The 23,656-nt window shown below is 45.8% G+C and carries 24 protein-coding genes; 13 read left to right on the top strand and 11 right to left on the bottom strand.

Annotated features, from left to right (window positions below):
- Window positions 1-6: 6 nt before the first annotated feature.
- Genes HQN90_RS05365 through HQN90_RS05355 form a run of 3 tightly spaced genes read right to left on the bottom strand, consistent with a single transcriptional unit; the run spans window position 7 to window position 3,283 of the window.
- On the bottom strand, window positions 7-1,161 hold the full coding sequence (locus HQN90_RS05365) for an ABC transporter permease (protein WP_173216799.1): 1,155 nt from the start codon (window positions 1,159-1,161) through the stop codon (window positions 7-9).
- Window positions 1,154-2,335 carry an ABC transporter permease gene (locus HQN90_RS05360; protein ID WP_173216798.1) on the bottom strand — a complete coding sequence of 394 codons (1,182 nt, stop codon included), beginning with the start codon at window positions 2,333-2,335 and terminating at the stop codon, window positions 1,154-1,156. The genes HQN90_RS05365 and HQN90_RS05360 overlap by 8 nt, the downstream gene beginning before the upstream one ends.
- A gap of 12 nt (window positions 2,336-2,347) precedes the next feature.
- Window positions 2,348-3,283, bottom strand: a complete 936-nt coding sequence (locus HQN90_RS05355) for an ABC transporter ATP-binding protein (RefSeq protein ID WP_173216797.1) — start codon at window positions 3,281-3,283, stop codon at window positions 2,348-2,350.
- Window positions 3,284-3,473: 190 nt separating this feature from the next.
- Here HQN90_RS05355 and HQN90_RS05350 point away from each other — a divergent pair, with 190 nt between their 5' ends.
- Both HQN90_RS05350 and HQN90_RS05345 read left to right on the top strand, forming a co-directional pair.
- A complete protein-coding gene (locus HQN90_RS05350; protein ID WP_173216796.1) occupies window positions 3,474-4,610 on the top strand; it encodes a sensor histidine kinase in 1,137 nt (378 codons plus the stop codon).
- 21 nt (window positions 4,611-4,631) lie between these two features.
- The gene (locus tag HQN90_RS05345) at window positions 4,632-5,288 is read left to right on the top strand and encodes a response regulator transcription factor (RefSeq protein ID WP_173216795.1); all 657 of its coding nucleotides are present in this window, start codon (window positions 4,632-4,634) and stop codon (window positions 5,286-5,288) included.
- Between the two features lies 1 nt (window position 5,289).
- Here the strand turns inward: HQN90_RS05345 and HQN90_RS05340 are convergent, their stop codons facing one another.
- Window positions 5,290-6,147: a stalk domain-containing protein gene (locus HQN90_RS05340; protein WP_173216794.1), complete on the bottom strand. Its 858-nt coding sequence runs from the start codon at window positions 6,145-6,147 to the stop codon at window positions 5,290-5,292.
- 190 nt (window positions 6,148-6,337) lie between these two features.
- On the opposite strand from HQN90_RS05340, the gene HQN90_RS05335 reads away from it, so the two are divergent.
- The 5 genes from HQN90_RS05335 to HQN90_RS05315 all read left to right on the top strand — a co-directional run bounded on the left by HQN90_RS05335 (window position 6,338) and on the right by HQN90_RS05315 (window position 11,126).
- Window positions 6,338-6,970, top strand: coding sequence for a YktB family protein (locus tag HQN90_RS05335; protein ID WP_173216793.1), 633 nt, complete (start codon window positions 6,338-6,340; stop codon window positions 6,968-6,970).
- 118 nt (window positions 6,971-7,088) lie between these two features.
- Entirely contained in the window at window positions 7,089-7,781 is a 693-nt protein-coding gene (locus tag HQN90_RS05330) for a DUF2680 domain-containing protein (protein WP_173216792.1), read from the top strand.
- 879 nt (window positions 7,782-8,660) lie between these two features.
- Window positions 8,661-9,389 carry an ABC transporter ATP-binding protein gene (locus HQN90_RS05325; protein ID WP_173216791.1) on the top strand — a complete coding sequence of 243 codons (729 nt, stop codon included), beginning with the start codon at window positions 8,661-8,663 and terminating at the stop codon, window positions 9,387-9,389.
- Complete coding sequence (locus HQN90_RS05320) at window positions 9,386-10,414, top strand: ABC transporter permease (RefSeq protein ID WP_173216790.1); 1,029 nt, start codon at window positions 9,386-9,388, stop codon at window positions 10,412-10,414. The genes HQN90_RS05325 and HQN90_RS05320 overlap by 4 nt, the downstream gene beginning before the upstream one ends.
- 112 nt (window positions 10,415-10,526) lie before the next feature.
- On the top strand, window positions 10,527-11,126 hold the full coding sequence (locus tag HQN90_RS05315; protein ID WP_173217067.1) for a TetR/AcrR family transcriptional regulator: 600 nt from the start codon (window positions 10,527-10,529) through the stop codon (window positions 11,124-11,126).
- Between the two features lie 60 nt (window positions 11,127-11,186).
- On the opposite strand, the gene HQN90_RS05310 is transcribed toward HQN90_RS05315, so the two are convergent.
- Entirely contained in the window at window positions 11,187-12,356 is a 1,170-nt protein-coding gene (locus HQN90_RS05310; protein WP_173216789.1) for an MFS transporter, read from the bottom strand.
- A gap of 34 nt (window positions 12,357-12,390) precedes the next feature.
- Entirely contained in the window at window positions 12,391-13,641 is a 1,251-nt protein-coding gene (locus tag HQN90_RS05305; protein WP_173216788.1) for an MFS transporter, read from the bottom strand.
- A 171-nt stretch (window positions 13,642-13,812) separates the two neighbouring features.
- Between HQN90_RS05305 and HQN90_RS05300 the strand changes: the two genes are divergently transcribed.
- Both HQN90_RS05300 and HQN90_RS05295 read left to right on the top strand, forming a co-directional pair.
- Entirely contained in the window at window positions 13,813-15,282 is a 1,470-nt protein-coding gene (locus HQN90_RS05300; RefSeq protein ID WP_173216787.1) for an aminotransferase class I/II-fold pyridoxal phosphate-dependent enzyme, read from the top strand.
- An 86-nt stretch (window positions 15,283-15,368) separates the two neighbouring features.
- Window positions 15,369-15,788, top strand: a complete 420-nt coding sequence (locus HQN90_RS05295) for a DUF1885 family protein (RefSeq protein WP_079420391.1) — start codon at window positions 15,369-15,371, stop codon at window positions 15,786-15,788.
- 61 nt (window positions 15,789-15,849) lie between these two features.
- Here the strand turns inward: HQN90_RS05295 and HQN90_RS05290 are convergent, their stop codons facing one another.
- From HQN90_RS05290 to HQN90_RS05280, 3 genes are all read right to left on the bottom strand, one after another.
- Entirely contained in the window at window positions 15,850-16,161 is a 312-nt protein-coding gene (locus tag HQN90_RS05290; protein WP_173216786.1) for a DUF1292 domain-containing protein, read from the bottom strand.
- Window positions 16,162-16,252: 91 nt separating this feature from the next.
- A complete protein-coding gene (locus tag HQN90_RS05285; protein ID WP_173216785.1) occupies window positions 16,253-16,870 on the bottom strand; it encodes a stalk domain-containing protein in 618 nt (205 codons plus the stop codon).
- A gap of 80 nt (window positions 16,871-16,950) precedes the next feature.
- Window positions 16,951-17,847 carry an alpha/beta hydrolase gene (locus HQN90_RS05280; RefSeq protein ID WP_173216784.1) on the bottom strand — a complete coding sequence of 299 codons (897 nt, stop codon included), beginning with the start codon at window positions 17,845-17,847 and terminating at the stop codon, window positions 16,951-16,953.
- A gap of 152 nt (window positions 17,848-17,999) precedes the next feature.
- Here HQN90_RS05280 and HQN90_RS05275 point away from each other — a divergent pair, with 152 nt between their 5' ends.
- Together HQN90_RS05275 and HQN90_RS05270 are read left to right on the top strand one after the other, a co-directional pair.
- Window positions 18,000-18,752 (top strand): MBL fold metallo-hydrolase, encoded by a 753-nt coding sequence (locus HQN90_RS05275; protein ID WP_173216783.1) that lies wholly within the window; start codon window positions 18,000-18,002, stop codon window positions 18,750-18,752.
- A gap of 160 nt (window positions 18,753-18,912) precedes the next feature.
- Window positions 18,913-20,529: an ATP-binding protein gene (locus tag HQN90_RS05270; protein ID WP_338042279.1), complete on the top strand. Its 1,617-nt coding sequence runs from the start codon at window positions 18,913-18,915 to the stop codon at window positions 20,527-20,529.
- On the opposite strand, the gene HQN90_RS05265 is transcribed toward HQN90_RS05270, so the two are convergent.
- Complete coding sequence (locus tag HQN90_RS05265) at window positions 20,522-20,962, bottom strand: GNAT family N-acetyltransferase (protein WP_173216782.1); 441 nt, start codon at window positions 20,960-20,962, stop codon at window positions 20,522-20,524. The genes HQN90_RS05270 and HQN90_RS05265 overlap by 8 nt on opposite strands.
- Before the next feature lie 72 nt (window positions 20,963-21,034).
- The gene (locus tag HQN90_RS05260) at window positions 21,035-21,493 is read right to left on the bottom strand and encodes a divergent PAP2 family protein (protein WP_173216781.1); all 459 of its coding nucleotides are present in this window, start codon (window positions 21,491-21,493) and stop codon (window positions 21,035-21,037) included.
- A 180-nt stretch (window positions 21,494-21,673) separates the two neighbouring features.
- Between HQN90_RS05260 and HQN90_RS05255 the strand changes: the two genes are divergently transcribed.
- Both HQN90_RS05255 and HQN90_RS05250 read left to right on the top strand, forming a co-directional pair.
- Window positions 21,674-22,105 (top strand): CBS domain-containing protein, encoded by a 432-nt coding sequence (locus HQN90_RS05255; RefSeq protein WP_173216780.1) that lies wholly within the window; start codon window positions 21,674-21,676, stop codon window positions 22,103-22,105.
- A gap of 189 nt (window positions 22,106-22,294) precedes the next feature.
- Complete coding sequence (locus HQN90_RS05250; RefSeq protein ID WP_246362083.1) at window positions 22,295-23,614, top strand: spore germination protein; 1,320 nt, start codon at window positions 22,295-22,297, stop codon at window positions 23,612-23,614.
- Window positions 23,615-23,656: the final 42 nt, after the last annotated feature.

Here is a 23,656-nt window from a genome sequence, read left to right as displayed (position 1 = left end):
TTGCTTTTACCCCGCCTCAGCATCTGCCGGTCTAAGAATCACCGAACCAATGCCCAGCAGGATCAAAGCAAACAGTGTCAACACGCCCATGTGCATCCACATTTGGGACAAGGTTTGTCCAGAAGCCATCCGCTGAATGGCTTCGATGGCCCACTTCTGAGGCACGAAGTTGGCTATTTTCTGCATCCAATCCGGCATCAAGCTGACCGGCCAGAAGCAGCCTCCGAGCATGCAGGTGGGGGTCACGACGAGGGAGTTGATGACGCTCATATTGGTCGAGCTTTTCACCATTCCCGCAACTGCACTTGCAATGCCCATACTCGCCAATAAGAAAAATTCCAAAATGATAAACTGCGAAAGAAACGGCAGTCCATATTCATAATGCGTTACGTACCGTGTGACGAACAGAATGACCACAACCTGCAAAGTTCCTACGAGGAAGCTGCCTAAGAAATTGCCAAGTATAATTTCCAAGGAGCGAACCGGCGCCGTAAAGGTTCTCGCCAGAGTCCTCATCCTGCGATCCTCCATGATGACGGAGACCGTATTATTAATGACGCTCATCATGAACATGAGCATGAAGCCAATGACAATATGCATATTCGGATTCACATACAAGCCAAGATCCGTGATTTGCGCCTTGACTTGGTGTTTCTCCATTTGGGTTAGCGTCTTCTCCACAGCCTCTCGCAGTGCCGCTTCTTGAAGACTTTGTTTGCGAAACAGATCCGTCGTATCTTGATACCTGGCTATTTGGCTGTCTAAGGCCAGTTTGAGCGTAATGGATGCCTCATTGCTGTTTAATTGGAACATATCAACTTGCGCGGGAGAACCCTGCAGCAGCGACTCGCTAAAGCCGTCAGGAATCTGAAACGCCGCACTGACTTTTTGCTTTACGACATGCTCTTTTAAACTTGCTTCCGATTGCTGCTCTTGCAGACGATATTCCGGCAATAAGGATAACTCATGAATCAGATGAGCCCCTAATGTTCCCTGATCCTTGTTGATATAAGCAATGTCTACGCGATTATCGGTTTGCTTACCCATCACTCCGATAATGAGAGAAACCGCGGCAGCTGGAATGAGCAGGTACATCAAGAACCCTTTTTTCTGGAAAAGCGTACGGCGCAGCATATTCATCGCAATATATAAACTATTCATGATATCCCGCCTTTCGGTAAGCAATCAGGGAAACAAGCAGCAAACCGCCGCCTATACATGCCAAGACGAATAAATGGTGGCCAATTACCGTCAGATCGCTTCCAAGCATAATGCGAAGCATTCCCTGCATGCCCCAATAATTAGGTGTACATGTACCCAATTGCTGCAACAATCCATCCGGCAAAGGCGTGAACCCTCCACTTAAGAAAGACATGACTAGGATGATCATTTGAAACGATGTGCTGATGGCTTTGGATGTTTTGGTCAAAAAGGTTATCAATACCGCCAGACTCATGGAAGCCAGAATGATTCCCAAGCAAACAAGGAAAAGCAATAAAAAGGAATTCCCCCAATCCACGCCATAAAATAATATCGTAGCCGCAATGATAACTGCTGCCTGACAGATGGAAACGAACGTATTTCCTAATACTTTCCCAACTAAAATTTTGTACTCATGAATAGGCATTGCATTTAGTCTAGATAGGGTATGCTTCTCCTTTTCTGCTTGAAGACTTAACGCAGTGGACATGCCGGAGTACAGCAAAAACATGACTAGCATGGATGCCGCATAATACTGCATAGCCGTATAACTGGCACTGGATGTGGTCAGATTGCCAACCTGCACATGGGATGCAGCTTCTCCCTGAGCAGCAGCAGGCACGACATGCCGTTGAAGCTGTCCAGCCGCACTCGGACCTGCTGCGATAATTGCCGCTTGGCTCAGGTTCACTTGATCCAAAAAGGAGCGAAGCACCATCTGAGCGGTCAGATTTTGGCCGTAATCATTGCCGAGAATCATCTCCCACTCCGCTTCGTTCCCTGCAAGCACCTGTTTGCTGAAATCACTTGGAATGACGAGCGCAAACTCCGAGGTTCCTATTTTGAGCCGATCCACAGCTTCAGCACGTGACGCAACGAGGTCAGCCTGAAGCAGCTTTTTGATCTCAGGAGCCTCTAGAAAGCTGGTAATCGCCGTATTCATTGGCCCGCTATCCCCTTGAACCACGGCTAATTTCACAGACTTCAAATTGTGATCTTCTACCTTGAATTCGCCGGAAAGCGCCGAGCCCAAGATGAAAATAAGCAGCATCGGCATCAAAAATTGAATAATAAATACATATCGCAATCGCAGCATTCGCAGCACTTCATATCTCGCTATCGTCCATATCTGCATCCTGAATCCTCCCTAGTCCCTTAAGGTTCTTCCGGTCAAAGACAGGAATAAGGCCTCCAGATCGGGCTCCACCTGTGTGAGCGATTGAATCTTCACATCATATTTGGCCAAAATGAACAGGATATCTTGCAAATAGGCTTGCGAGGAGCCGACCAGCAGCTCAATAAGCTGATCTTGGACCGTTACTTGCTTAATCCGCGGATGCTCTCTAAGCTCCTTTACGGCTTCATCCTTTAAATGGGCAACTTGCAGGACGACTTTGTTGTCCTGTGCCACTTTACTGCGCAGTTCTTCCTGCGTACCGCAAGCAATGAGATGGCCATGATCCATAATGCCCACCCGGGAAGATATCGCAGAAACTTCTTCCATATAATGAGAGGTGTAGATGATCGTCGAACCCATGCGATTAAGTGATCTTACGGAGTCCATAATGTGATTGCGAGACTGCGGATCAATCCCTACGGTGGGTTCATCCATAATAATTAATTTGGGATGATGCATAATGGCACAAGCGATGTTTAAGCGCCGCTTCATTCCTCCGGAAAAAGAGTTCGGTTTATCACGAGCGCGATCGGATAGTCCAACGAAGGCCAGCGCTTCCTCTACGCGTTCTTTCAGCAGCTTGCCGCTTAACCCGTATAATCTGGCGAAAAAGGTGACATTTTCTCGGGCCGTTAGCGTTTCAAAAATCGCCAGCTCCTGTGGTACAAGACCAATCTTGCGCTTCACTTCCAGCACATCCTTGGCTACGGATAACCCATCCACAATCATCTCACCTTGATCTATTTTCAGAAGGCCGCTTAACATCTTGATCGTTGTGCTTTTCCCCGCGCCATTGGGTCCAAGCAGCCCGAAGATTTCCCCTTCATGAATCGTTAAATTCAAATGATCCACTGAAATTTGGTGGCTATATTTTTTTACTACATCTTTTATTTGAACAAAACTCATCGCATTCACTCCCTCTTCCTGCTTCCTTCTCCCTTATTAACCTTATTGTACCTTTGAATGCCTGCAGCGACAGGTAGACATCGTCATTATCCAAGGTGACAAAAGTCATACTTTCATGAAAAGGCGTGTAAACCCGCTTCCTATCTATGCTATACTTTGCTTACACTTGCCTCTAAAGGAAGGGAACCGATTGACGCCTTTACTGCCCATTACACGTTATTTGCTCATACTCATTCCAGCCGTCGCGTCCATGTTTCTTGAAAGCTACAAGTCCAACGGCGCTTATGTATTTGTTATTCTCCTATTTCTTTGGATAGCCGAATTGCGCAGGATTGTTTTCTCCAAATCAGCTTGGATGCTGCTACTCGAAATAGGATTCAGCGGATGGCTGAGTTATCACTATGACGGCATCTTGTTCATGCTCTTTTACTCCACACTTTTGTCTTATGCTCCTAGTATGAATCGGGGGACTCGTGTCTCATTCTTAGGTATTCAGATCATCGTACTGAATCTATCGCTACATAACCAGTCTGGCAATGATTATGTCATAGCGAATTTAATTTTCCTCACTCAAAGCATGCTCCTGCTGCATATGCAGCGAATTAATCAAAACAAAGATGATGTTGAGCTGCTCTATGACCAATTGCGAAGGCAGCACTATGAACTGGATGAAGCGCGTTCGCAGCTGATGGATTATGCGCGACAAGTCGAAAACATCGCACAAATCGAAGAGCGCAATCGGATTTCTCGTGATATACACGATGAATTGGGCCACAAGCTCATACGCCTCAAAATGATGATGGAGGCCTCCCTCCGAATTATACCGACTCAGCCAAGCAAGGGAATGGAAATGCTGGCATCCGTGCGGGACCAACTAACAGAAAGCATGGAGATGCTGCGCTCCACGGTTCGTCGCTTGAAGCCGGATGAAGAATCCTTGCAAACTTACTCGCTAGATCGACTCATCGAGGATCTGACCCAAGAGAATGGCATCTCGATCGAGGTAGCGCTTGTCGGAATGCCTTACGTGCTGTATCCGAGCCTCTCTTTTATTTTATACCGCAATGCACAAGAAGCCATCACGAATGCAATTCGTCACGGCAGCGCAACTCGCGTGAATATTCAATTGACTTACGAGCCAAAGCAAATTACCATGCGTATAACGAATAATGGCAAGGCACCGCAAGAGCCTTATGTCAAAGGCATTGGCATGAAAGGTATGGAAGAACGCAGCAAGCTCATTGGCGGGCAGCTCTTCGTGACGATCGAAGACCACTACGCCATAACGACGATCTTGCCTACGTTTCGCCACCATGACACCGACTAAGAGAGGATTGATCCGAAAGCTATGATCCAAGTACTCATTACAGATGATGATCCCTTTATCCGGGAAAGCTTGAAATTAATTATCGGACTAGATGCAGATATAGATGTCGTCGGCACCTGCACGAACGGTGATGAAGCGCTGGCTTTTCTCCAAAACGGCGGACAGGTTGACGTTATTCTCATGGACATTCGGATGCCCATCTGTGACGGTGTCCAAGGCACACTGAAGATTAAACAAGCCTATCCTCACGTTATCATCCTCATCCTTACCACATTTGACGATGACGAGTTTATCATACAAGCATTGCGGAACGGAGCCAGCGGTTATCTGCTCAAACATATTTCGCCTGATCGGATCGTCCAAGGCATCAAAACAGTTGAACAAGGCAATCTGCTTATTCATGCTGACATCGCCAAAAAATTGACAACATTCATCAACCCGAGTTCAGTCCCCTCTGCACGAATTCCCAAAGCGCTTAGTGACTACGGCTTGACGGCCAGCGAGCAGACCGTTGTTGTTAAAATCTCCGAAGGCCTTTCGAATAAAGAAATCGCCCAGGAGCTTTTCCTGAGCGAAGGTACGGTAAAGAACTATATTACTGAAATTCTTAGTAAATTGAGTCTCCGTGATCGTACACAAATTGCTATATTTTATTTGAAGCAGCAAACGGGCAATTAATTTATTTGTTCACTCTTGTTACTTCAATGTCTTCTTTGGACGAACTGCCAACCACATACATCGGTTTATCATTGATGTTGTTGTTGTCATTCGTTTGAGTAAGCTTAAGCGTCGTTCTATAAAAATGCCTATTCTCGGAGAGTATGTAGCTGTATGTATTTAATTCGGGCAAAGCATCGATGATGACCGGATTCGTCATGTAAGCCACTTGGTTAAGTTCATAGTAGCGGAAGTTTTTTACATACTCCCTGAGTGCCTTGAGCTTTGCGGGATCCTCTTCACCTGTAATGACAATCGGCTCATTAATCATATAAGAAATTTGCGGGGTTTCTTTCCAGTTTTTCTTCAATTCTTGTTCACTAACATAAATTTCTTCCGTGTACTTTTCTTTCGCTTTTCTTAGTCCCGCTGTAGAGACACCCATTCTGTCGAGATCTTTCAGACGGTAATAGTATTGATCTGTCATATTCACTAAAATCGGATAAGTCCTCCCCAAGTAATCCAAATATTGCGGATAAGGATATTGCAGAACAATTTCCGTATAATTCGTTTCATTGCCTTCGGCAGGCTGCTGGGTACTGATGCGCGGATTGATATATATCGTCTTCGTGCTATCCTGCCAATTCACAGCAGCTCCCAAGTAACCTCCCAATTCTTTGACAGGCAAATAACTCGTATTATTATAAATTAAGGGTGGATTCGCCATATTCACCTGTTTACCGTCAACCATCACTTTAAAGTCACTCCGCAAATAAGCATCCACGCGCTCCAGGACATCCTGAGCATATACACCCGCTGTGAAGCAAGTTCCCATGATTGTGCCAATAACCGCAACTTTGGACCATTTTGTCATGCGCATAAGGTTAAATTCTCCTATCTATCCAAATTCATGTTATTCAACATATTTCGGCAAAAAACTAGCTTTACCTGCTTATTTCAACAAAATAGGTCTAAGTCCCTACGACTCCATCTCGGAAACTTGTCATTCATTGCGGGATAATCCAATTTGCTTTAGAATAGTTGAAAACGCAATGAAAAGAGGAACAGACATGAGTTTTACTGGATTTGCCCAACATGAATTCGATACATTTGCTATAGAAGGCCTTGATGGCCGGATGGCCGCTATCCGCGAACGCATACAGCCCAAATTCAAAACCTTAGGTGATTCGTTAGTCGAGGACTTGTCACTTCTGACAGGTACGGAAATGTTTCTGCATATCGCCAAACATTTGAGACGCACGGTTAATCCCCCAGTAGATACGTGGATGGCTATTTGCCCTAACAAACGCGGGTACAAACAGGTTCCCCATTTCCAAGTCGGTCTCTTCGACGATCGTGTGTTTATCTGGCTTGCCTTGATCTATGAGCTTCCTACCAAAAGCCAAATCGCAACCTCCTATATGAAAGAGATTGCACGTTTGCAAAAGGAGATCCCTGCTGACTTCGTCCTGTCCTTCGACCATATGAAAAAGGATGTAACCCCAGTGTCCGAATTAGATCAAAAAGGCTGGAAAGATGCCTTGATTCGCTTCCGTGACGTTAAAAAAGCCGAGCTCCTTATAGGCCGAAATCTCCATTTCCAAGATCCTGTGCTGGTTAACCCTACTGAGCTGGAGAATTTAATTAAACAAACCTTTGAGAAACTTATTCCCCTTTATCAAACAGCAGTAGACGCGAAATAATTCTTTTTTTGGAAATTTTTATGTGAGACTAAGCTTAATTTAAACTAAAATTAATCCCTCCTGCACAAACTAAGTGCTGTAATTCCTAATCCACAAGGAAAGGAGGTAACACACCAAGATGAATCAGCCTTATATGAAAAAGCTCCTTGTGAGCTCGATCGCCCTCACCCTTGTACTTGGAGGTACTGCGCTTCCTTCCCTCTCCGCTGCGGCTCATGCTTCATCCGGGGACCCGCAAGAGGTCATGTCCTTGCAGCAAAATGACGAGAAGGGTCAAGGGCGTCAAGGCCGGAAATGGCCGATAATCGAGGAGTCCGCCTCTGTGATCGGTGTTGACAAAGAAGTGCTCGTGAAATCCCTGAAGAGCGGCAAAAGTATCGTAGAAGCCGCCGCAGAAAAGGGGATTAACGAAGTCGACTTAACCGCCAAGCTGCATGAGCTTCGCATCGGCAAGATTGAAGTTGCCGTGAAAGACGGCAAGCTGACAACCGACCAAGGCGAGCATATGAAGCAAAAGCTCGATGAGCATTTGAAGTTCATCCTGAACGAGAAAAACTTGCTGGACAGCCATGCTGGACACGGCAAGTGGCACAAATTCGGTCTCAAGCCAGACACCGACAAGCTTGCCAAAACGCTGGGTCTTAGCAAGGACGAGCTGCATGCTCAGCTCCATTCAGGCAAATCACTGGCAGAGATCGCCCAATCCAAAGGCATTTCGAAGGACAAGCTTGTCGCTTCCATCAAGGAGCAGCTAACGCCTTCGATTGAGAAATGGGTAGATCACAAAAAAGATGCAAAAGCTAAAAACTGACAAACTGTTGAAAAAGCATTCCTTAGGGATGCTTTTTTTGTTGTTTGCTGAGCGGCATTGACGGCTGTAGGCCGAAAGCGTTAGCTTCGCCGATGTGCTGCATTGCGCATCGACGCTTTATCTGCAAGCGCGTTTTTCGGCGTTGCAGCGGTGGTTTTGCTTGGCCTGGCCGCTGTAAGGCTGTAAAACAGCCTTACGGGCAAGCTGGTACGCGCGAAAGCTCACCGCGCTGGTAGTTAGGGCTGTTTTTCAGCCCTAACATCGCTGCAACGGCGCCAATCGCTTCTGTAAGGCCGAAGAACAGCCTTACGGGTAAGCTGGTACGCGCGAAAACTCACCGCGCTGGTAGTTAGGGCTGTTTTTCAGCCTTAAGGTCGCTGCAACGGCGCCAATCGCTGCTGTAAGGCCGAAAAACAGCCTTACAGGCAAGTGGTACGCGCGAAAGCTCACCGCGCTGGTAGTTAGGGCTGTTTTTCGGCGCTAACGTCGCTTCAACGGCGCCAATCGCTTCTGTAAGGCCGAAAAACAGCCTTACGGGCAAGCTGGTACGCGCGAAAGCTCACCGCGCTGGTAGTTAGGGCTGTTTTTCAGCCCTAACGTCGCTGCAACGGCGCCAATCGCTTCTGTAAGGCCGAAAAACAGCCTTACAGGCAAGTGGTACGCGCGAAAACTCACCGCGCTGGTAGTTAGGGCTGTTTTTCGGCGCTAACAGCCTACGATCTGCTCTGCCTTGCCACTGTAATGCCTCCGCTTTGCTCTGCCTATTTTTTCCTCAATCACAATAAAATGAGTGATTACTCACTTCACAAAATCATAAGATTAGCATATGATGAACATATAAAAATGAGTGATTACTCACTCTCATTCGAGGTGCTAACTATGACAAATGAATTATCCATTCAGGTACAAAGCGTCAGCAAGCAATTCGGAGAAAAAATAGTTCTGCACGACATTACTTTGGCTGTTCCGAAAGCCCACATTTTCGGGCTGCTGGGACCTTCTGGCTCAGGCAAAACCACGTTAGTACGTCTGATTGCCGGAATCGATGCCCCCTCTTCCGGCACTGTTCATGTGCTTGGCCAGCGGATGCCGCAATTAGCGATGTTATCGCAAATCGGTTATATGGCGCAATCCGATGCCCTTTACGCAGAATTGACAGCTCTCGAAAACCTGGAATTCTTCGCGGCTTTATATGGGTTGACGGGAACGAAACGCAGAAAGCGCATCCAAGAAGTGATGGAGCTTGTTGATCTAAGCGCCCATATGAAAAAGCAAATTTCAAATTACTCAGGCGGCATGAAGCGCCGCTTATCTCTGGCCGTTTCTTTGCTCCATGAACCAGAAATTCTGATCCTTGACGAGCCTACGGTTGGGATCGACCCGCTATTAAGAAAATCGATCTGGGAAGAACTTACGAATCTCAGTCGGCAAGGAACTACCATACTCGTGACTACTCATGTGATGGATGAGGCCGAGAAATGCCACCAACTGGGAATGATTCGGGACGGCAAGCTGACGGCTGTTGGAACCCCAGAGGCGTTGAAAAAGGCTACTTCCACTTCCACGATTGAAGAAGCATTTTTATACTACGGAGGTGTTGAAGCATGAGAATCCGTGCCATTGTTATTCGCATTTTGCGCCAGTTTTTTCATGATAAACGGACACTAATGATGATGCTGGTAGCGCCTATGCTCATTCTTTTCCTAATGTCGTTGGTTTTTAACGGCAGTACGTATGTCCCTAAGCTTGGTGCTGTCGAGCTGCCTGCTCCGCTCATTCAGAATCTGCAGGATAGTGGCGCTGAGGTGACATCCTACAAGGCCAATGAAGCCCAAGACGAGCTTAACAATATGCGGCTGGATGCCATTATCGCGATGACTGGTGCAATCCCTCAAGTGACCTTGGAAGGCAGCGATCCAACCAAGAACAAAGCAGTCATTTTCCTCCTGCAAAAAGCGGTTCAAAACGTATCGCCGGCTGCAGCTGCAGCGCAAGCACCAACCATTAACTACCTCCACGGATCTGCGGATATGGCTTCATTCGATAGCTTTGGCCCGGTTCTGATCGGATTTTTCGTCTTTTTCTTCGTCTTCCTGCTCTCTGGCGTTTCCTTCCTGCGGGAGCGAACAGGCGGCACATTAGAGCGCCTTCTCGCCTCTCCGCTGCGCCGCTGGGAAATTGTCGCTGGCTATATTCTTGGCTTCGGCATATTCACAACCCTGCAAGCTGCCCTTATCGCGTGGTTCGCAACCAGCGTTCTTGGCCTCATGTTAGTTGGTTCATTCTGGTACGTCCTGCTGATCACTGTCCTGCTTGCTCTTACGGCGTTATCGCTAGGTACGCTTATTTCCGCTTTTGCCAATAATGAATTCCAGATGATTCAGTTCATTCCGCTCATTATCGTACCGCAAGTCTTTTTCTCCGGCCTATTCAGTTTGGATACGATGTCCGTCTATCTGCGATGGATCAGTGTTGTCATGCCGCTTAAATACGGCGCTGAAGCTCTGCGAAACATTATGATTCGCGGCGCAGGCTGGGGGACCATCTGGGTTGATGTTGTCGTATTGGCCGCATTCACAATTTGCTTCATGATTTTGAATATACTGGCACTCCGGAAGCATCGTAAGATATAATATGAAAATGTGCAAAAGACAAGTCTGATAAATCGCAAAGGAGGTGAATGCCTTGTCCGAAGTCGAGCCATGGTTACAAGAACTGCTGCGTCTGAATGACGAAGAGGAGAAAATGACCAACAAACAGATCAAGATTGTTCAAGCAGCCGTGGAGATTTTCTCTGAAAAAGGATTCGCAGGCTCCTCTACGAGTGAAATCGCTCAAAAAGCTGGCGTCGCGGAAGGCACCATTTTCCGACATTACAAAACGAAAAAAGAACTGTTGCTCTCGATTGTCGCCCCCATCATGACGAAGCTCATCGCCCCATTCGCGGTGAAAGATTTTACCAAAGTATTGGATGCAGAATATCCCAGCGTTGAACAGTTTTTACGCGCGATAATTGTGAATCGGATGGAATTCGCTCGTAAACATTTTGCTGTTTTGAAAATATTCCTGCATGAAATCCCCTTTCATAACGAGCTTAGAGAACAATTTCAACAAACGTTTGCCACACTAGTTTTGGAAAGAGCTTATAAAGCGGTTCGGCATTTCCAGGCAGCAGGTCAAATCATTCAGCTCCCTGCGCCAACTACCATGCGCTTGATTATTTCAACCATTGTCGGCTTTCTGGTTACTCGATTTCTATTGGCGCCCAACGCCGATTGGGATGAAGAACTAGAAATCCAATATACGATTGATTTTATTATGAACGGCTTGGCGTTGAGGAAATGAATCTTGCCAACTCACAAAAAAGCTGCGCTCAAGGTGAATCCACCTTAGGCGCAGCTTTTTTTATGCAGTCTGTTGCGACTGCGTTTGACGATCTACCTGCACGAAGCGCTGCAGCAGCAGAATCGCAGCTAGGCAGAGCACCCCGCCGATGATGAACGGCAGCGAATGGGCGATGGCGAACACGGCTCCACCCAGAAGTGGGCCAGCAATGCGGCCCAGACTGTCCATAGAGGAGCTCAGGCCCGTTGCGACGCCCTGCCCGACTTTGGTGCGCTGTGTAATCAGCGAAGTCACACAAGGACGTATGAGGGCGTTGCCCGCGCCGAAGACTGATAAGTAGATGGCGGCAGTCACAACGCTGCTTGAGTACAAGAGAAGGAAGAAACCGGCAGCTGAAAGCACCAGACCAATTCCAATCACGACTTGCTCGGCGCCCTGCTTCACCAAACGGCGTACCACGCCGCCTTGGATCAAAGCGCCAACGACGCCGCTGGCAAGGAACATCATGCCGATATCAAATGGCGTTGCGCCAATTTTGTCCATTTGGTAGTACTGAAGCGTAGCTTCAAGGCCGGCCAGTGTAAATGTGACAAAAAACGATAACACGTAGAGATACTTGGACGCTCCGGAGAATGCGGTCCAGCGGGAAGCCGCTTTGGTCTTCACGGAAGTTCGCTTATCGGCGGTCAACGACTCCTTCAATATTGCAAAAGCGAACAAAAAGGAAACAAGCGATAAAGCAGAGGCAATGAAGAAAGGCACATAGGTCCCCCATTTGCTAAAAATACCACCAAGCGCAGGTCCAAAGATAAAACCTAGGCCGATCGACATGCCAACCATCCCCATGCCCTTGGTGCGATTCTCTGCGGTCGTGATATCTGCCACATAAGCGACAGCACATGCGGTAGCAGCACCTGAGAACAACCCGCCTAGAATACGGGACACATACATAATCCACAAATGATCGTTGGCAAATCCAAAAATCAGAAAGCTGATGCTAAAACCAAGCAAGCCGACTAGGATAATTGGGCGTCGTCCAATTCGATCGGAGAGAGCGCCCCAAATCGGTGACATGAGAAATGAAGCCGCGGAGTAAACCGATAACAACAGTGCGTTATGATATTCAGAGCCTGCACCCTTCACCACTTCGGGCAGAATCGGGATAATAATACCGAATCCAATGAATATGGTCATCAACAGCAGCATGATGATTCCAATCTGTTTATTCATGTAGCTTTTAAGCCTCCAAATAAGTCATTTTCCCTTATCGTACCATACCTTTTTTGGGGATGGAAATGAACATTTGAAGAACAAGCAGCAGAACGAGTACAGAACCGCTCATCACGAATGGAGCATGATAACCGTACACATCCCATAACTTCCCTGAAACAATAGGGCCGACGATCATGCCCAGTCCCTCGATGGTGAGAAAGAATCCCCATACCGCGCCTCTTTTCTCTGGGGGAATCACGGAAGCAATCAGCGCATTCCACGACGGAATAATGAAGGCATAACCAATCCCAAGCAAAGCAACCAGCACGTAGAGCAGCAGCATACTTTTGGCGAAGGTAAAGAATAACAGCGCGGCAGCGCTCAAAGAAAAGCCAATTATAAGAAATGGACGTATCCCTATTCGATCTACCATTTTCCCCATCGGCACTAGAAAGATCACCGTAACAGCTCCTCCTGCAATCAGAAACAGGCTGTACTGAAAGGATGTAAGCTTTAACACCTCTTTGGCATATAGGGTAAGAATGGGAGTTAGAATTCCAAGGGCAAACGTTTGTGCGAACATCGCAGGGAACAGTAGCGGACTCACATTCATTGAACGTCGTACTTCTTTTAAATACGTTGTTACCCGACTCCAGAAGGGATCGCGGTCTCTGCTTGCAATATCAGCTTTAACAGTCTGATTCCCACTTGAGGCAATCTGTCGTCTTGGCAGCAGAAGAGCAACAAGCACCACAACCGTCATACAGCCGATTAAGATTCGAAAAGATGAACTATAGTGAGCTTCCCCTACAAAAAAGTTGATCGCCACCGGACCTAATCCGACTCCTGACAACCATGCCATATAGACTACGCTCATGATTGTAGCTTTTCCTTCTTCTCCCGCTACTTCCGTTGTGCCTGTAATGACACAGGGCCATAGTGGCGCTGTGCCGAATCCGAGCAAAGCGCATCCGATGATCATCCAGCTATATTGCGACGTCGTGGCAATCAGAACCACAGAAACAAAAGTCAGAAGAACACCTGTCAGCATCGTTGTGCGATAGCCTAACTTGTCAATAATCCAGCCAACGGGTGTGCGCAGCACATTATCGCCGATATATTGAGCTGCAAGTGTCCAACCAATAATGAAAGTTGTGGCTCCTAGCGTCGTCTTCATATACACGGGCAAGATCGTTAAAAGCAATGCTCCCTTCACAAATTCGACGACAAACATAATAATTAACAATTCCATCACAAATGGGGAAAATAAGCGGTTTTTACGCCATTTTTCCATCAAAATCATAGGGTTTCTCCTTATTTTGGCGAATTTTAACACGTTGCTGTTAGTTTTACCTGAATGTGCGCAAACTATTTTGAAAAAATTAACTTGCATGATAGCTCTATTTTGATATACTCATTTTGTTTGTTACATCACGTGACAAGCAATCCACAATAGAAGGGAAGCGATAATCAGGTGGATCATAACCGTACACCACTGTTCACTGCATTGCTCGCACATGCAGAGAAAAATCCTATTCAGTTCCATATTCCTGGCCACAAAAAAGGAGTTGGCATGGACCCGGAATTTCGTTCCTTTATTGGGGACAATGCCTTGTCCATCGACCTCATCAATATAGCACCGCTGGATGACCTACATCAACCAATGGGCGTGATCGAGGAAGCCCAAAGGCTTGCTGCGGATGCCTACGGCGCCGACCATACCTTCTTTTCCGTGCAAGGCACCAGCGGTGCCATCATGACGATGATCATGACGGTATGCTCGGAAGGCGATAAAATCATTGTCCCGCGGAATGTTCATAAATCAGTCCTTGCCGCGATTATTTTCGTCGGCGCTAAGCCGGTATTCATTCAACCTGCGCGTGATAAAAATTTAGGCATTGATCACGGGATTCCAACTCGCTCTGTTCGCAGAGCCTTGGAGAAGCACCCTGATGCCAAAGCAGTACTGGTCATTAATCCTACTTACTACGGGGTTTGTACGAATTTGAAAGAGATCGTGGATCTAGTTCATAGCTTCAATATGCCAGTTTTGGTTGATGAAGCGCATGGTGTGCTTATTCACTTCCATGACAAGCTGCCCATGTCTGCGATGGAAGCCGGAGCTGATATGGCCGCAACCAGTGTACATAAATTGGGCGGTTCCATGACGCAGAGTTCGGTGCTTAATGTAAAAGGAAATCGTGTAAATCCGAAACGCATCCAGACCATTATTTCGATGCTTACGACAACATCAACTTCCTATATTTTACTAGCTTCGCTAGATACGGCTCGTAGACATTTAGCTTTGAATGGCCGAGAGATGGCTGAACGCACCATCGAATTAGCCCAGTACACGCGCAGACAAATCAATGAAATTCCTAATCTTTATTGCTTTGGAGAAGAAATTTTAGGCGAAGAAGCTACGTTCAACTATGATCCAACCAAAATTTGCGTCCATGTTCGTAAGCTTGGCATTACTGGCTTTGAAGTTGAGAACTGGCTCCGCGATCACTACAATATTGAAGTTGAGATGAGCGATATGTACAACATCCTTTGTCTCATCACACCGGGAGATACCCCGGACAACATTGAAACCTTGCTGCAGGCGTTTCGCGAGCTTTCCCATATCAATGATGATGTCGTTGAAGTCAAAGAAGTCGTCATTAAGGTTCCCGCTATACCGCAACTAACACTGACTCCACGAGATGCTTTCTACGGGGAAACCGAAATTCTGCCTTTTAAAGACTCGGCCGACCGTATCATTGCTGAATTCATCTATGTGTATCCGCCAGGTATTCCGATTCTGCTTCCAGGTGAAGTTATCACCCAAGAATTGATAGACTACATCGTAGAACATGTGGAAGTTGGCTTGCCTGTGAAGGGACCAGAAGACCGCAGCGTGAAGAATGTCAAAGTCATCGTTGAAACGCAAGCTATTTTCTAGGCATTCCTCGAATCAGGTAGATATTGTAAAACCGTTTACATGATGCTATGATGTTGTTGATGTTTAGCGAATGAGGTGATCAAGGAATGGCTCAAAGCGCTTATATTAAATTCGTAACAGGCTCCACCGTAGCCGCGCTCACCTTGGAAGAATTGAAGGAAAGACTGCTTCATTATCGTGAGCAGCTTGCCTTGACAGCCAAGCAGCTTGGCTGGGAGTACGACGAAGCCGGCTTCCCTTATACCATTGAAACTAAGCCCGAAGGCGAAGGCAAATGGTTCTATCTCAAAGGTATCAATCCCTTATACAAATACATAGTGATTGGTGTCGGCAATGAGCAGAAGCAAGAGGAAGAACGGCATTATGTTCAAGTTGTACTACCGGATGACGCCACGCACGGCGACAAGAGCAAAGGCAATGAATTCTGCAAATACCTCGGTAAGCTGCTGAAAGCGGAGCTTCATCTTTTCAATGGAAGAATCATGTATTTCAATCCCAGAAAATGAACGTTTACAAACAGAAACCCCCTAACAGAGAAATCTGCTAGGGGGTTCTTATGTACAGCTCTTATTCTTCGCCTTCTTGAGCTACGATTTCGTTGTAAATGGTTACTACGCGTTCCCATTCTTGCTCATCTTCAATGTTTACAAGGAAGGCTTCATCGTCTTCTTCCTCAACGCGGAAAATAACACCGTCTGCTTCAGGATCATTACGATCAAGCAATACAGCATACGCTTGCTCTTGAGATTGGAAGGTATATACCATAACCATCTCGTGCTCTTCACCGTTCTCGTCCGTTACGATAAAAACATCTTCCCCTTGCTCGTGATCGTGGTCACAGTCCGGGCCGTGTACATGATCATGCTTCTCATCGCTCACAGGCAGAACCTCATTTCGTCGAATAATTAGTTACGTAATTATCCTAACATGTTCATAATAAGAGGTCAAACCACTTTCTATGCCTTTCGTGCTATTCCGATTGAATCTGTTTCTCAGAAACAACCGAATAATCGCTAGCTCCCTCTTGCTTCATCGCGAATTTCACGACATAGGTTCCCGCTTCATCAAAGGATACACCATACAGAGGAACTTTAAGCCAAAAAGCTTCTTTGGCATCTGTAATGGATTTCACCACTGGTGTCACAACGCTTTTCCCACTCGGTGAGTAGATTGAAACTTGCACCGAATTGATGGTGGTCTTCAAATTATCGACTTGCGCAAACACAATAAAATCGGCTTGCTTCCCGCGCTCTACGACGCCAAATGGAACGATAGCTGAATCTTTACGCACCTCGGTCGTAAAGAATAGGTGAACGTTCGGTTTGTACATGTAAGCCGTCTTGTTGGAGTTATCCCATTTCACCAATGCTTGCAATGCATCACTTACTGCACGTAAAGGCAGAACTGTTTTGCCTTCGATAATTAGCGGGGGAACATCTGAATCTCCGAACTCTGAGGTCGTATTGTTGACAACCAAACGCGCAATGTTATAACCCTTAAAATCCCCCCATATCGATGAGGCCACCACTGCAGCCGTGCTTAGAACAAAAAACACCAGCATCAACGCAAATATCCGCTGAACTTTCATTCGTTTAACCTCCAGCTCTTGTTAGTAATCTTTGTGTCTGCATCTTTATACTCCGAAGCTCTGGAAGAGTTGCGATGATTTTATAATTTTGATAAAAAAGCAAGAACTCGCTCCGTATAGGCTTCGGGTTGTTTCTGGTAAGAGCCGACATGATTTCCCTGCTCGGTTAGCCAGATCTCAAAAGCATCCGGATGCCTAAGCCACATTGCTTCACTGTTCGACCAAGGAATCGCGTCATCACTTTGACTATGGATGAAAAGAATCGGTCGCGGATAGATCTGATCAACGGCAGCAAGTGCATCCACATGCCTTGGATTAATACCGATAAGCTTTGGTAGAATGGCTAGTATAAGCGGCGTAAATGGGAACCTGGGAAGCTTAGACCACACTGGCAAATTATCTTGGAGATAAGGACTAAGCTGACTGAACGCGCTGTCCGTAATAACCCCTCTGACAGAAGCTTCTTCCGCTGCAGCTAATAGAGAGGTTGTGCCCCCCATAGAGAACCCAAGCAGGCAGATTTTATCAGAAATATGCTTCTGAACCCACGCAATCGCTCCCCTCACATCCTGTTTCTCCAAATAGCCAACAGTGGTCAGGTTTCCTTCCGAACGTCCTGAGTTTCGAAAGTCAAACATCAACACAGGATAACCGGCTCCCACAATCGCTTCAGCCAAAGCAAGCGCAGGCAATCCCTTCTCGAGACGAGTTCCCGCGTAGCCATGAGACATAATAACGGTTGTAGGATTATCTGCCCTTGCCCCGACAGGTGGCTTCAGAACCCACCCATCCAGCTCAACATCCCCAGTCAAACTGGCAAATTTAACGTCCTGCTGCTCTAAGCCGTAATGCTCTGGCGAGTCATCCAGCACCTTGCGTTTGGGGTGCGTTAACTGCCAGCCTACATAGGTCGATATACCTACCAAAATGAATCCAATCAGTACGACCAATATGAAAATACTTATCAACCATAGCATTATTGACATCCTCACTTTTTGTTTAATATGACAAATAGCTAGCCGATTTAGCGTTATTTCATCTCCTGGGCACGAGATAAAGGTTGAATTCAATAACCTCCCATGCTACATTAGGAAAAGATGATTTTTGTCGAATTCTGGGAGGCTACTAAATGAGCTTGCAAATTCAAATGTTGGGAACTGGCAGTGCATTTGCCAAAACTCTTTATAATACAAGCGCATTAGTTCGCTCCACTAACGGAAACGTACTAATCGATTGTGGATACTCAACGCCTAAATCGCTTCATGAAATTAATATACAACCAGATCAAATTGATGGCATCATCATTTCTCATATTCACGCCGATCACGTTGGCGGCTTAGAGGAAATGGCCTTTCGACTATTATATGAGTTTAATCACAAGAAAACCAAACTTTTCCTAACCAAATCCATCGCCTCGATCCTTTGGGAGAACACCTTAAAAGGCGGCATGTACAACCCTTCAGACGGCTTCACTCGGATCGAAGATTATTTCGAAATCGTGTTAATTGACGAACATATGCCTACAGAAATACTTCCCGGGTTTACCGTCGAAATGATTACTACCATGCATATTCCTCATAAACCTAATTACTCCTTGTTCATTAATGATCAGACCTTCTACAGTGCAGACACACAGTTTAATGCAGAACTTTTAACGCAAGAAGTTGTCAACAAGCGGAATTGCCATACGATCCTCCATGATTGCCAATTAAGCGGTCACGGTGCGATTCACGCAACACTGGAGCAATTGCTGACACTGCCCGATGACATCCAGGAACGAATTTACCTCATGCACTATGGCGACAATATGATGAATTATATCGGAAAAACCGGCAGTATGAGGTTTATCCAACAACACGAAGTTCTTATCCTTTCAAAATAATGTTTTTTTCGAACCTAGGACACGTGCCCCAGGTTCTTTTTCGTGATAATAAGTGTTTTTTTGCTAATCTTTTTGGAAATCAGCAGGAATTGGTAAACAGACAGAGAACTTGTCAAATGGGTGTAAAATAAGTCTATACTTACATTCAGGAGATGATACAGTGGTAATCAATTGGATTCTTTTGGCTTATGCAACCGTTTATTTCATGTATACCATGATCTTACATACAGCACCGCATCCAAATTTACTTATTCTGGCCTTTGGCCTTTACCTCATTAGTCTCATATTTCCAACGAAACACCCTGCCATCCCTTGGCTTCGGCTGCTGATCATTGGTTCAATGCACTATTTGGGACATTTAAGTCTCTGTCTTCCTCTATACATCCTAACGCTTCTTCGAGATATATATTCAGAGGAAAGTCAAAAAAAGTCCTGGCTGCTATCTGCAGCCTACACGATCGTTTTTTTGCTTAATGTTTGTTTAATTAAAGGCATCTATCATGTGTTGTGGATCTACTATGTTCAGTGTACGCTATATTTTACAACCGTCGTTCTTCTAACAAGAGCCACTTACTCCACACTCCAAAAAACAGACCGTTTGAAGAAAGAACGCTACTTATATGCGCAGCAAGATTCACTGACAGGCTTGTTCAATTACGAGGAAGCTCATCGCAGACTTGAGCAGCTTATTCAACAGAAACAGAAGTTGGTCTTGATTCTCATCGATTGCACGGATCTGAAAGCGATGAACACGACTGGCGGATTTCAAGCGGGAAATTTCATTTTGAAACAAATGGCTGAGCTTTTGCAAATTTTATTCAAAGATGCTTTATTTATCTCACGGTACGGCGGCGATGAATTCGCTGTTGTTATGCCGCTGCATCCCGGTCCTGATCAATTATCCTCAGACTCGCTCAAGCTTAAGCTCGATTCCGAGCTTCCGAAATTGACGGGCATCCAAATCACATACGGAATTGCCTCCTATCCTCTCGAAGGTTTAACAAAAGATGATCTAATTCTGCTTGCCGAGCATAATTTATTTATAAGGAAACGTGAATCCTGGCTGAAACGTGAGGAGCATATGCTGAGGTCAGATAAGCTTAGAGTAATCGGGGAGTTAGCTTCAGGAATGGCGCATGAGATACGAAATCCATTAACAACGGTGAAAGGATTTCTGCAAATTTCAAAAGCAAACGGTTACAACATTGAGAACTGGTATGGACTGATTATGGATGAAATTGATCGCATGAGTGATTTGACAGGGGAATTTCTCCAATTCTCAAAGCCCCATAGCATCGATTTCCGCATCTATTCTCTTCATGAATGCATTCTCAAAGTCATTGCCCTAATGGAATCGGAAGCTACGCGCTTTGGGCATCAAATTCATTACAAAGAAGCATTGGATCCGGTTCTGCTTTGGATGGATCAGGACAAAATCACCCAACTCCTCCTCAACATCGTTAAAAATGCTTGCGAGGCTATGGAAGAGAACGGCATCGTCCGGATGGAATTAAGTCTTGCTCCAAAGACGGCAACCATGATCATTCAAGACAATGGCCCCGGAATTCCCAGCGATCAGCTGGAAAAGATATTCCATCCCTTCTTCACCACCAAATCAAATGGTACGGGACTAGGCTTATCCATTTGCTACAAAATCGTTCAAGATCATCAAGGTACCATCGAAGTCGAAAGCGAGCCTGGAAAAGGCACTCGATTTATTCTTACTTTTCCACTAGCAGAAAGTGAAACCTACATAGAAAAAGCCGCTTTTAGATAAGCGGCTTTTTCATTCTAACATGGAGAATGCCGGCATCGTAGAACGGCTCCTCCGAAATCACATGATACCCCAACTGACTGTAGAAGCCTTCTGCTTGACACTGCGCATCCAGAATCGATGAAGTACACTGTAATTCTTTGGCTTGCTCTTCCATCGCAAGTAGGATTTGTTTGCCTAATGACTGGCCTCTATATTCTTTCAATACCGCAACACGCTGCAACTTAGCTGTTTGAGGCTGGTATTCATACCAGCGGGCTGTCGCAACGGGCTTATCGGCGTCTACAATTAGAAAATGATGACATGCTTCGGGTGATTCATCCTTCTCATCCATCTCCAAATGCTCAGGAACTTGTTGTTCATCCACAAACACCTTGTAACGAACTTCAAAACAGCCCTTTAATTGATCTTCAGTAGTAACACGAATGATTTCCATATGAACTTCTTCCTTTCTGAGAACGTCCCTTGATCTTATCTCATTCCAGAAAAGTTGTCCACATCTTCAGCTCTACTTCTTCTCCAACAAATAGCTGCATGCGCCCACAGCAATGCCTAGGAGCGCCCCTCCTAGAACTTCTCTAGGGAGATGGCCAAGTCGTTCCTTCAGTGCTTTGCGTCTGCGTGCATGATAGATTCCGGGCTGCTGTTTCGCTAATCGCTCGACCTGTTCATCCAAATCATTGACTTCAACCGCAATTTCACCAGCTGCTCGCCGAATCCCCATTGCATCATACATGACAACAGCGCCGAAAACAGAGCTTACCGCAAAATCAATCGCCGAAACGCCTTTTTTCATCGCTATGTACGTGGCAAGGGCGCTTACACCAGAGGAGTGGGAACTAGGCATTCCTCCCGTTTGAATCACTTGCGACCAATCCCACTGCCGGCTTGCCGCATAATGCCATGGAATTTTCATAAGCTGCGCCGTCCCAATTCCTATCAGTGCTGTCGTTAATGCTCGATTCATCTGCTTCACCTCTTCACTAGCATCCATCACAGGTTTAGATTCTATTCCTAAACTTTGATACAATAGACATGCTGCCCCAAAACAAAGATTTCGTTATGACCAAGCTGTATCAAGTATGATCTTATACTTTTAATCCATGAAGAAAGTTTTCCCTTGGAAAACTCTAAGGAGTGTGCAAGTATGAATATCGCTTTTTTCTTACTACCCAAATCTGAGGTTATTACGACTACCTTACAAGCAACTTTACGCCAAACATTAGAACGAATGGAATATCATCGGTATACCGCGGTTCCCATTCTTTCGGATGACGGACATTATGTAGGAACGATAACAGAAGGTGACTTGCTCTGGTTCCTCAAAAATTCAGAAGGATTAAGTTTTCAAAACACGCATCGACATACCCTTTCCGAGGTTCCTCTGCGTATGAACAATAAACCCGTTCATATTCACGCCGATATGGAAGATCTCATTGATTTGGCGAAAATTCAGAACTTCGTCCCGATCGTGGACGATGCCGATAAATTTATTGGCATTGTTCGAAGAAGTGAAATCATTGAATACTGTGCAAAGCAGATGATGTTCAGATCCCCTTCCACTGCAGGAGAGATCTAATAGCAGCAGTACCTCAGAAGCAGGCACCCGTTCCGCTAAGGAATGGATGCCTGCTTCTTTTGTTTGAAGTGCTGTTCAAGCCTTCAGCCAACCTCCGCATCATGGAAATAAACCGTTCTTCAAATGGATAGATCAGGAAGCAACAAGGCAGACTAAGAGGAAAACTTTGCTTGGAGAGGAAGGATATCCTTGGATCTAACAAGCCAAAACAAGCAGTGGCTTCTTGACAAATTGGGCCCCTCGGATGATTTGGAGCATCGCACGATGAAATCAACACGCATGTATGTTGAGCTCCTTTTTATTACAAACATCTGTGACAGCGCGGTGATCCGAGAAGAAATTATCCAACCTTTTTTCCAAATGAACAATGAAGTAGAGCTGGAAGATTATTTACTCTCCTTTCCTGGCTGCAATAGACCCGCTTCTAATGTTGATTCCCTGAATAAGATCATGTCCGGTTATGTGGCTATCGTGTTCAAAGATCATTTCCTCCTCTTTCAAGCCGCGCAGATTAAAGCTGCCGCTTTAAGCGATGCTCAAGTAGAAGCAACGATCCAAGGCCCGCAAACAGCCTTCAGTGAGCATATTGATACGAATATCAACTTGATTAGATTCCGCTACAAAAATAGTTCATTACGTGTAGAATCGCGTGAGCTTGGCCGCTTGTCCAAATCTAGACTCTGCCTGCTGTATGATGACATGAACGTTGATCACGAGGTTCTGGATCAGCTTAAGAAGAAATTAGATGAAATTAAGGTAGATAATTTGCAGTCAGTGACTGAATTGCACCAGTTGTTAACGAAGCAGAAATACACCATTTTCCCTACATTCATCAATACGGAGCGCCCAGACAGAGCCATTCTTAACTTATCGCAAGGCAAAGTCATTATTATGCTTGAAGGAACCCCTTTTGTCCTGATCCTGCCTGCTGTCTTCTTTGATTTCTATTCTGCCATGGATGATAATTATCAGCTTTCGCTTGTTGGCTATTTTTTGCAATTCCTTCGTTATATCGCCTTATTTCTCAGCCTTGTCTTACCTGCCGCCTACGTCGCTCTAACCGCTTATAATCCTGAGATTTTCCGCGTTCAGTTAGCGCTCTCCATTGCCGGTAGTCGTGCTTCAGTGCCCTACCCTGCCTATGTGGAAGTGCTGCTGATGCTGGGGCTTATGGAACTGCTGTTAGAGGCGAGCATACGCCTTCCTAAATCCGTCGGATCCACAGCGACTACCGTTGGAGGTTTGATTCTGGGACAGGCTGCGACTTCAGCAGGGCTAATCAGCAATATCATGATCATTATCGTATCGACTGTAGCCATTTCCAACTTTGTAGTTCCTATCAATTCGATGAGCTTCGCGATGAGAATTATGAAGTATCCGCTTGTCCTGCTTGCTTCCATGCTTGGCATTACCGGCCTAGTTCTTGGACTTATCGGGATGATTGCCTATATGACAAATTTAAGGAGCTTCGGCGTGCCCTATTTGCGTGTTTTTTTCTATAGGAAATAAAGCGAGCTGAGCCTAAGTGGGGTGAATGCACCAATGTATCGT

Origin of the sequence: Paenibacillus alba, from assembly GCF_013204855.1 — a bacterium.
GTDB lineage: Bacteria > Bacillota > Bacilli > Paenibacillales > NBRC-103111 > Paenibacillus_E > Paenibacillus_E alba.
Note: the sequence above shows the minus strand (reverse complement) of the source record. Positions and strands in the feature narration are given on the sequence as shown.

Bases quoted from the DNA above. Each gene is read 5' to 3' on its own strand.
- HQN90_RS05340 (WP_173216794.1), bottom strand. From the start codon at position 6,147: ATGCGCATGACAAAATGGTCCAAAGTTGCGGTTATTGGCACAATCATG.
- HQN90_RS05335 (WP_173216793.1), top strand. From the start codon at position 6,338: ATGAGTTTTACTGGATTTGCCCAACATGAATTCGATACATTTGCTATA.
- HQN90_RS05345 (WP_173216795.1), top strand. From the start codon at position 4,632: ATGATCCAAGTACTCATTACAGATGATGATCCCTTTATCCGGGAAAGC.
- HQN90_RS05320 (WP_173216790.1), top strand. From the start codon at position 9,386: ATGAGAATCCGTGCCATTGTTATTCGCATTTTGCGCCAGTTTTTTCAT.
- HQN90_RS05260 (WP_173216781.1), bottom strand. From the start codon at position 21,493: ATGAATCGAGCATTAACGACAGCACTGATAGGAATTGGGACGGCGCAG.
- HQN90_RS05295 (WP_079420391.1), top strand. From the start codon at position 15,369: ATGGCTCAAAGCGCTTATATTAAATTCGTAACAGGCTCCACCGTAGCC.
- HQN90_RS05365 (WP_173216799.1), bottom strand. From the start codon at position 1,161: ATGAATAGTTTATATATTGCGATGAATATGCTGCGCCGTACGCTTTTC.
- HQN90_RS05265 (WP_173216782.1), bottom strand. From the start codon at position 20,962: ATGGAAATCATTCGTGTTACTACTGAAGATCAATTAAAGGGCTGTTTT.
- HQN90_RS05305 (WP_173216788.1), bottom strand. From the start codon at position 13,641: ATGATTTTGATGGAAAAATGGCGTAAAAACCGCTTATTTTCCCCATTT.
- HQN90_RS05255 (WP_173216780.1), top strand. From the start codon at position 21,674: ATGAATATCGCTTTTTTCTTACTACCCAAATCTGAGGTTATTACGACT.
- HQN90_RS05310 (WP_173216789.1), bottom strand. From the start codon at position 12,356: ATGAATAAACAGATTGGAATCATCATGCTGCTGTTGATGACCATATTC.
- HQN90_RS05280 (WP_173216784.1), bottom strand. From the start codon at position 17,847: ATGCTATGGTTGATAAGTATTTTCATATTGGTCGTACTGATTGGATTC.
- HQN90_RS05325 (WP_173216791.1), top strand. From the start codon at position 8,661: ATGACAAATGAATTATCCATTCAGGTACAAAGCGTCAGCAAGCAATTC.
- HQN90_RS05315 (WP_173217067.1), top strand. From the start codon at position 10,527: ATGACCAACAAACAGATCAAGATTGTTCAAGCAGCCGTGGAGATTTTC.
- HQN90_RS05330 (WP_173216792.1), top strand. From the start codon at position 7,089: ATGAATCAGCCTTATATGAAAAAGCTCCTTGTGAGCTCGATCGCCCTC.
- HQN90_RS05275 (WP_173216783.1), top strand. From the start codon at position 18,000: ATGAGCTTGCAAATTCAAATGTTGGGAACTGGCAGTGCATTTGCCAAA.
- HQN90_RS05360 (WP_173216798.1), bottom strand. From the start codon at position 2,335: ATGCAGATATGGACGATAGCGAGATATGAAGTGCTGCGAATGCTGCGA.
- HQN90_RS05285 (WP_173216785.1), bottom strand. From the start codon at position 16,870: ATGAAAGTTCAGCGGATATTTGCGTTGATGCTGGTGTTTTTTGTTCTA.
- HQN90_RS05355 (WP_173216797.1), bottom strand. From the start codon at position 3,283: ATGAGTTTTGTTCAAATAAAAGATGTAGTAAAAAAATATAGCCACCAA.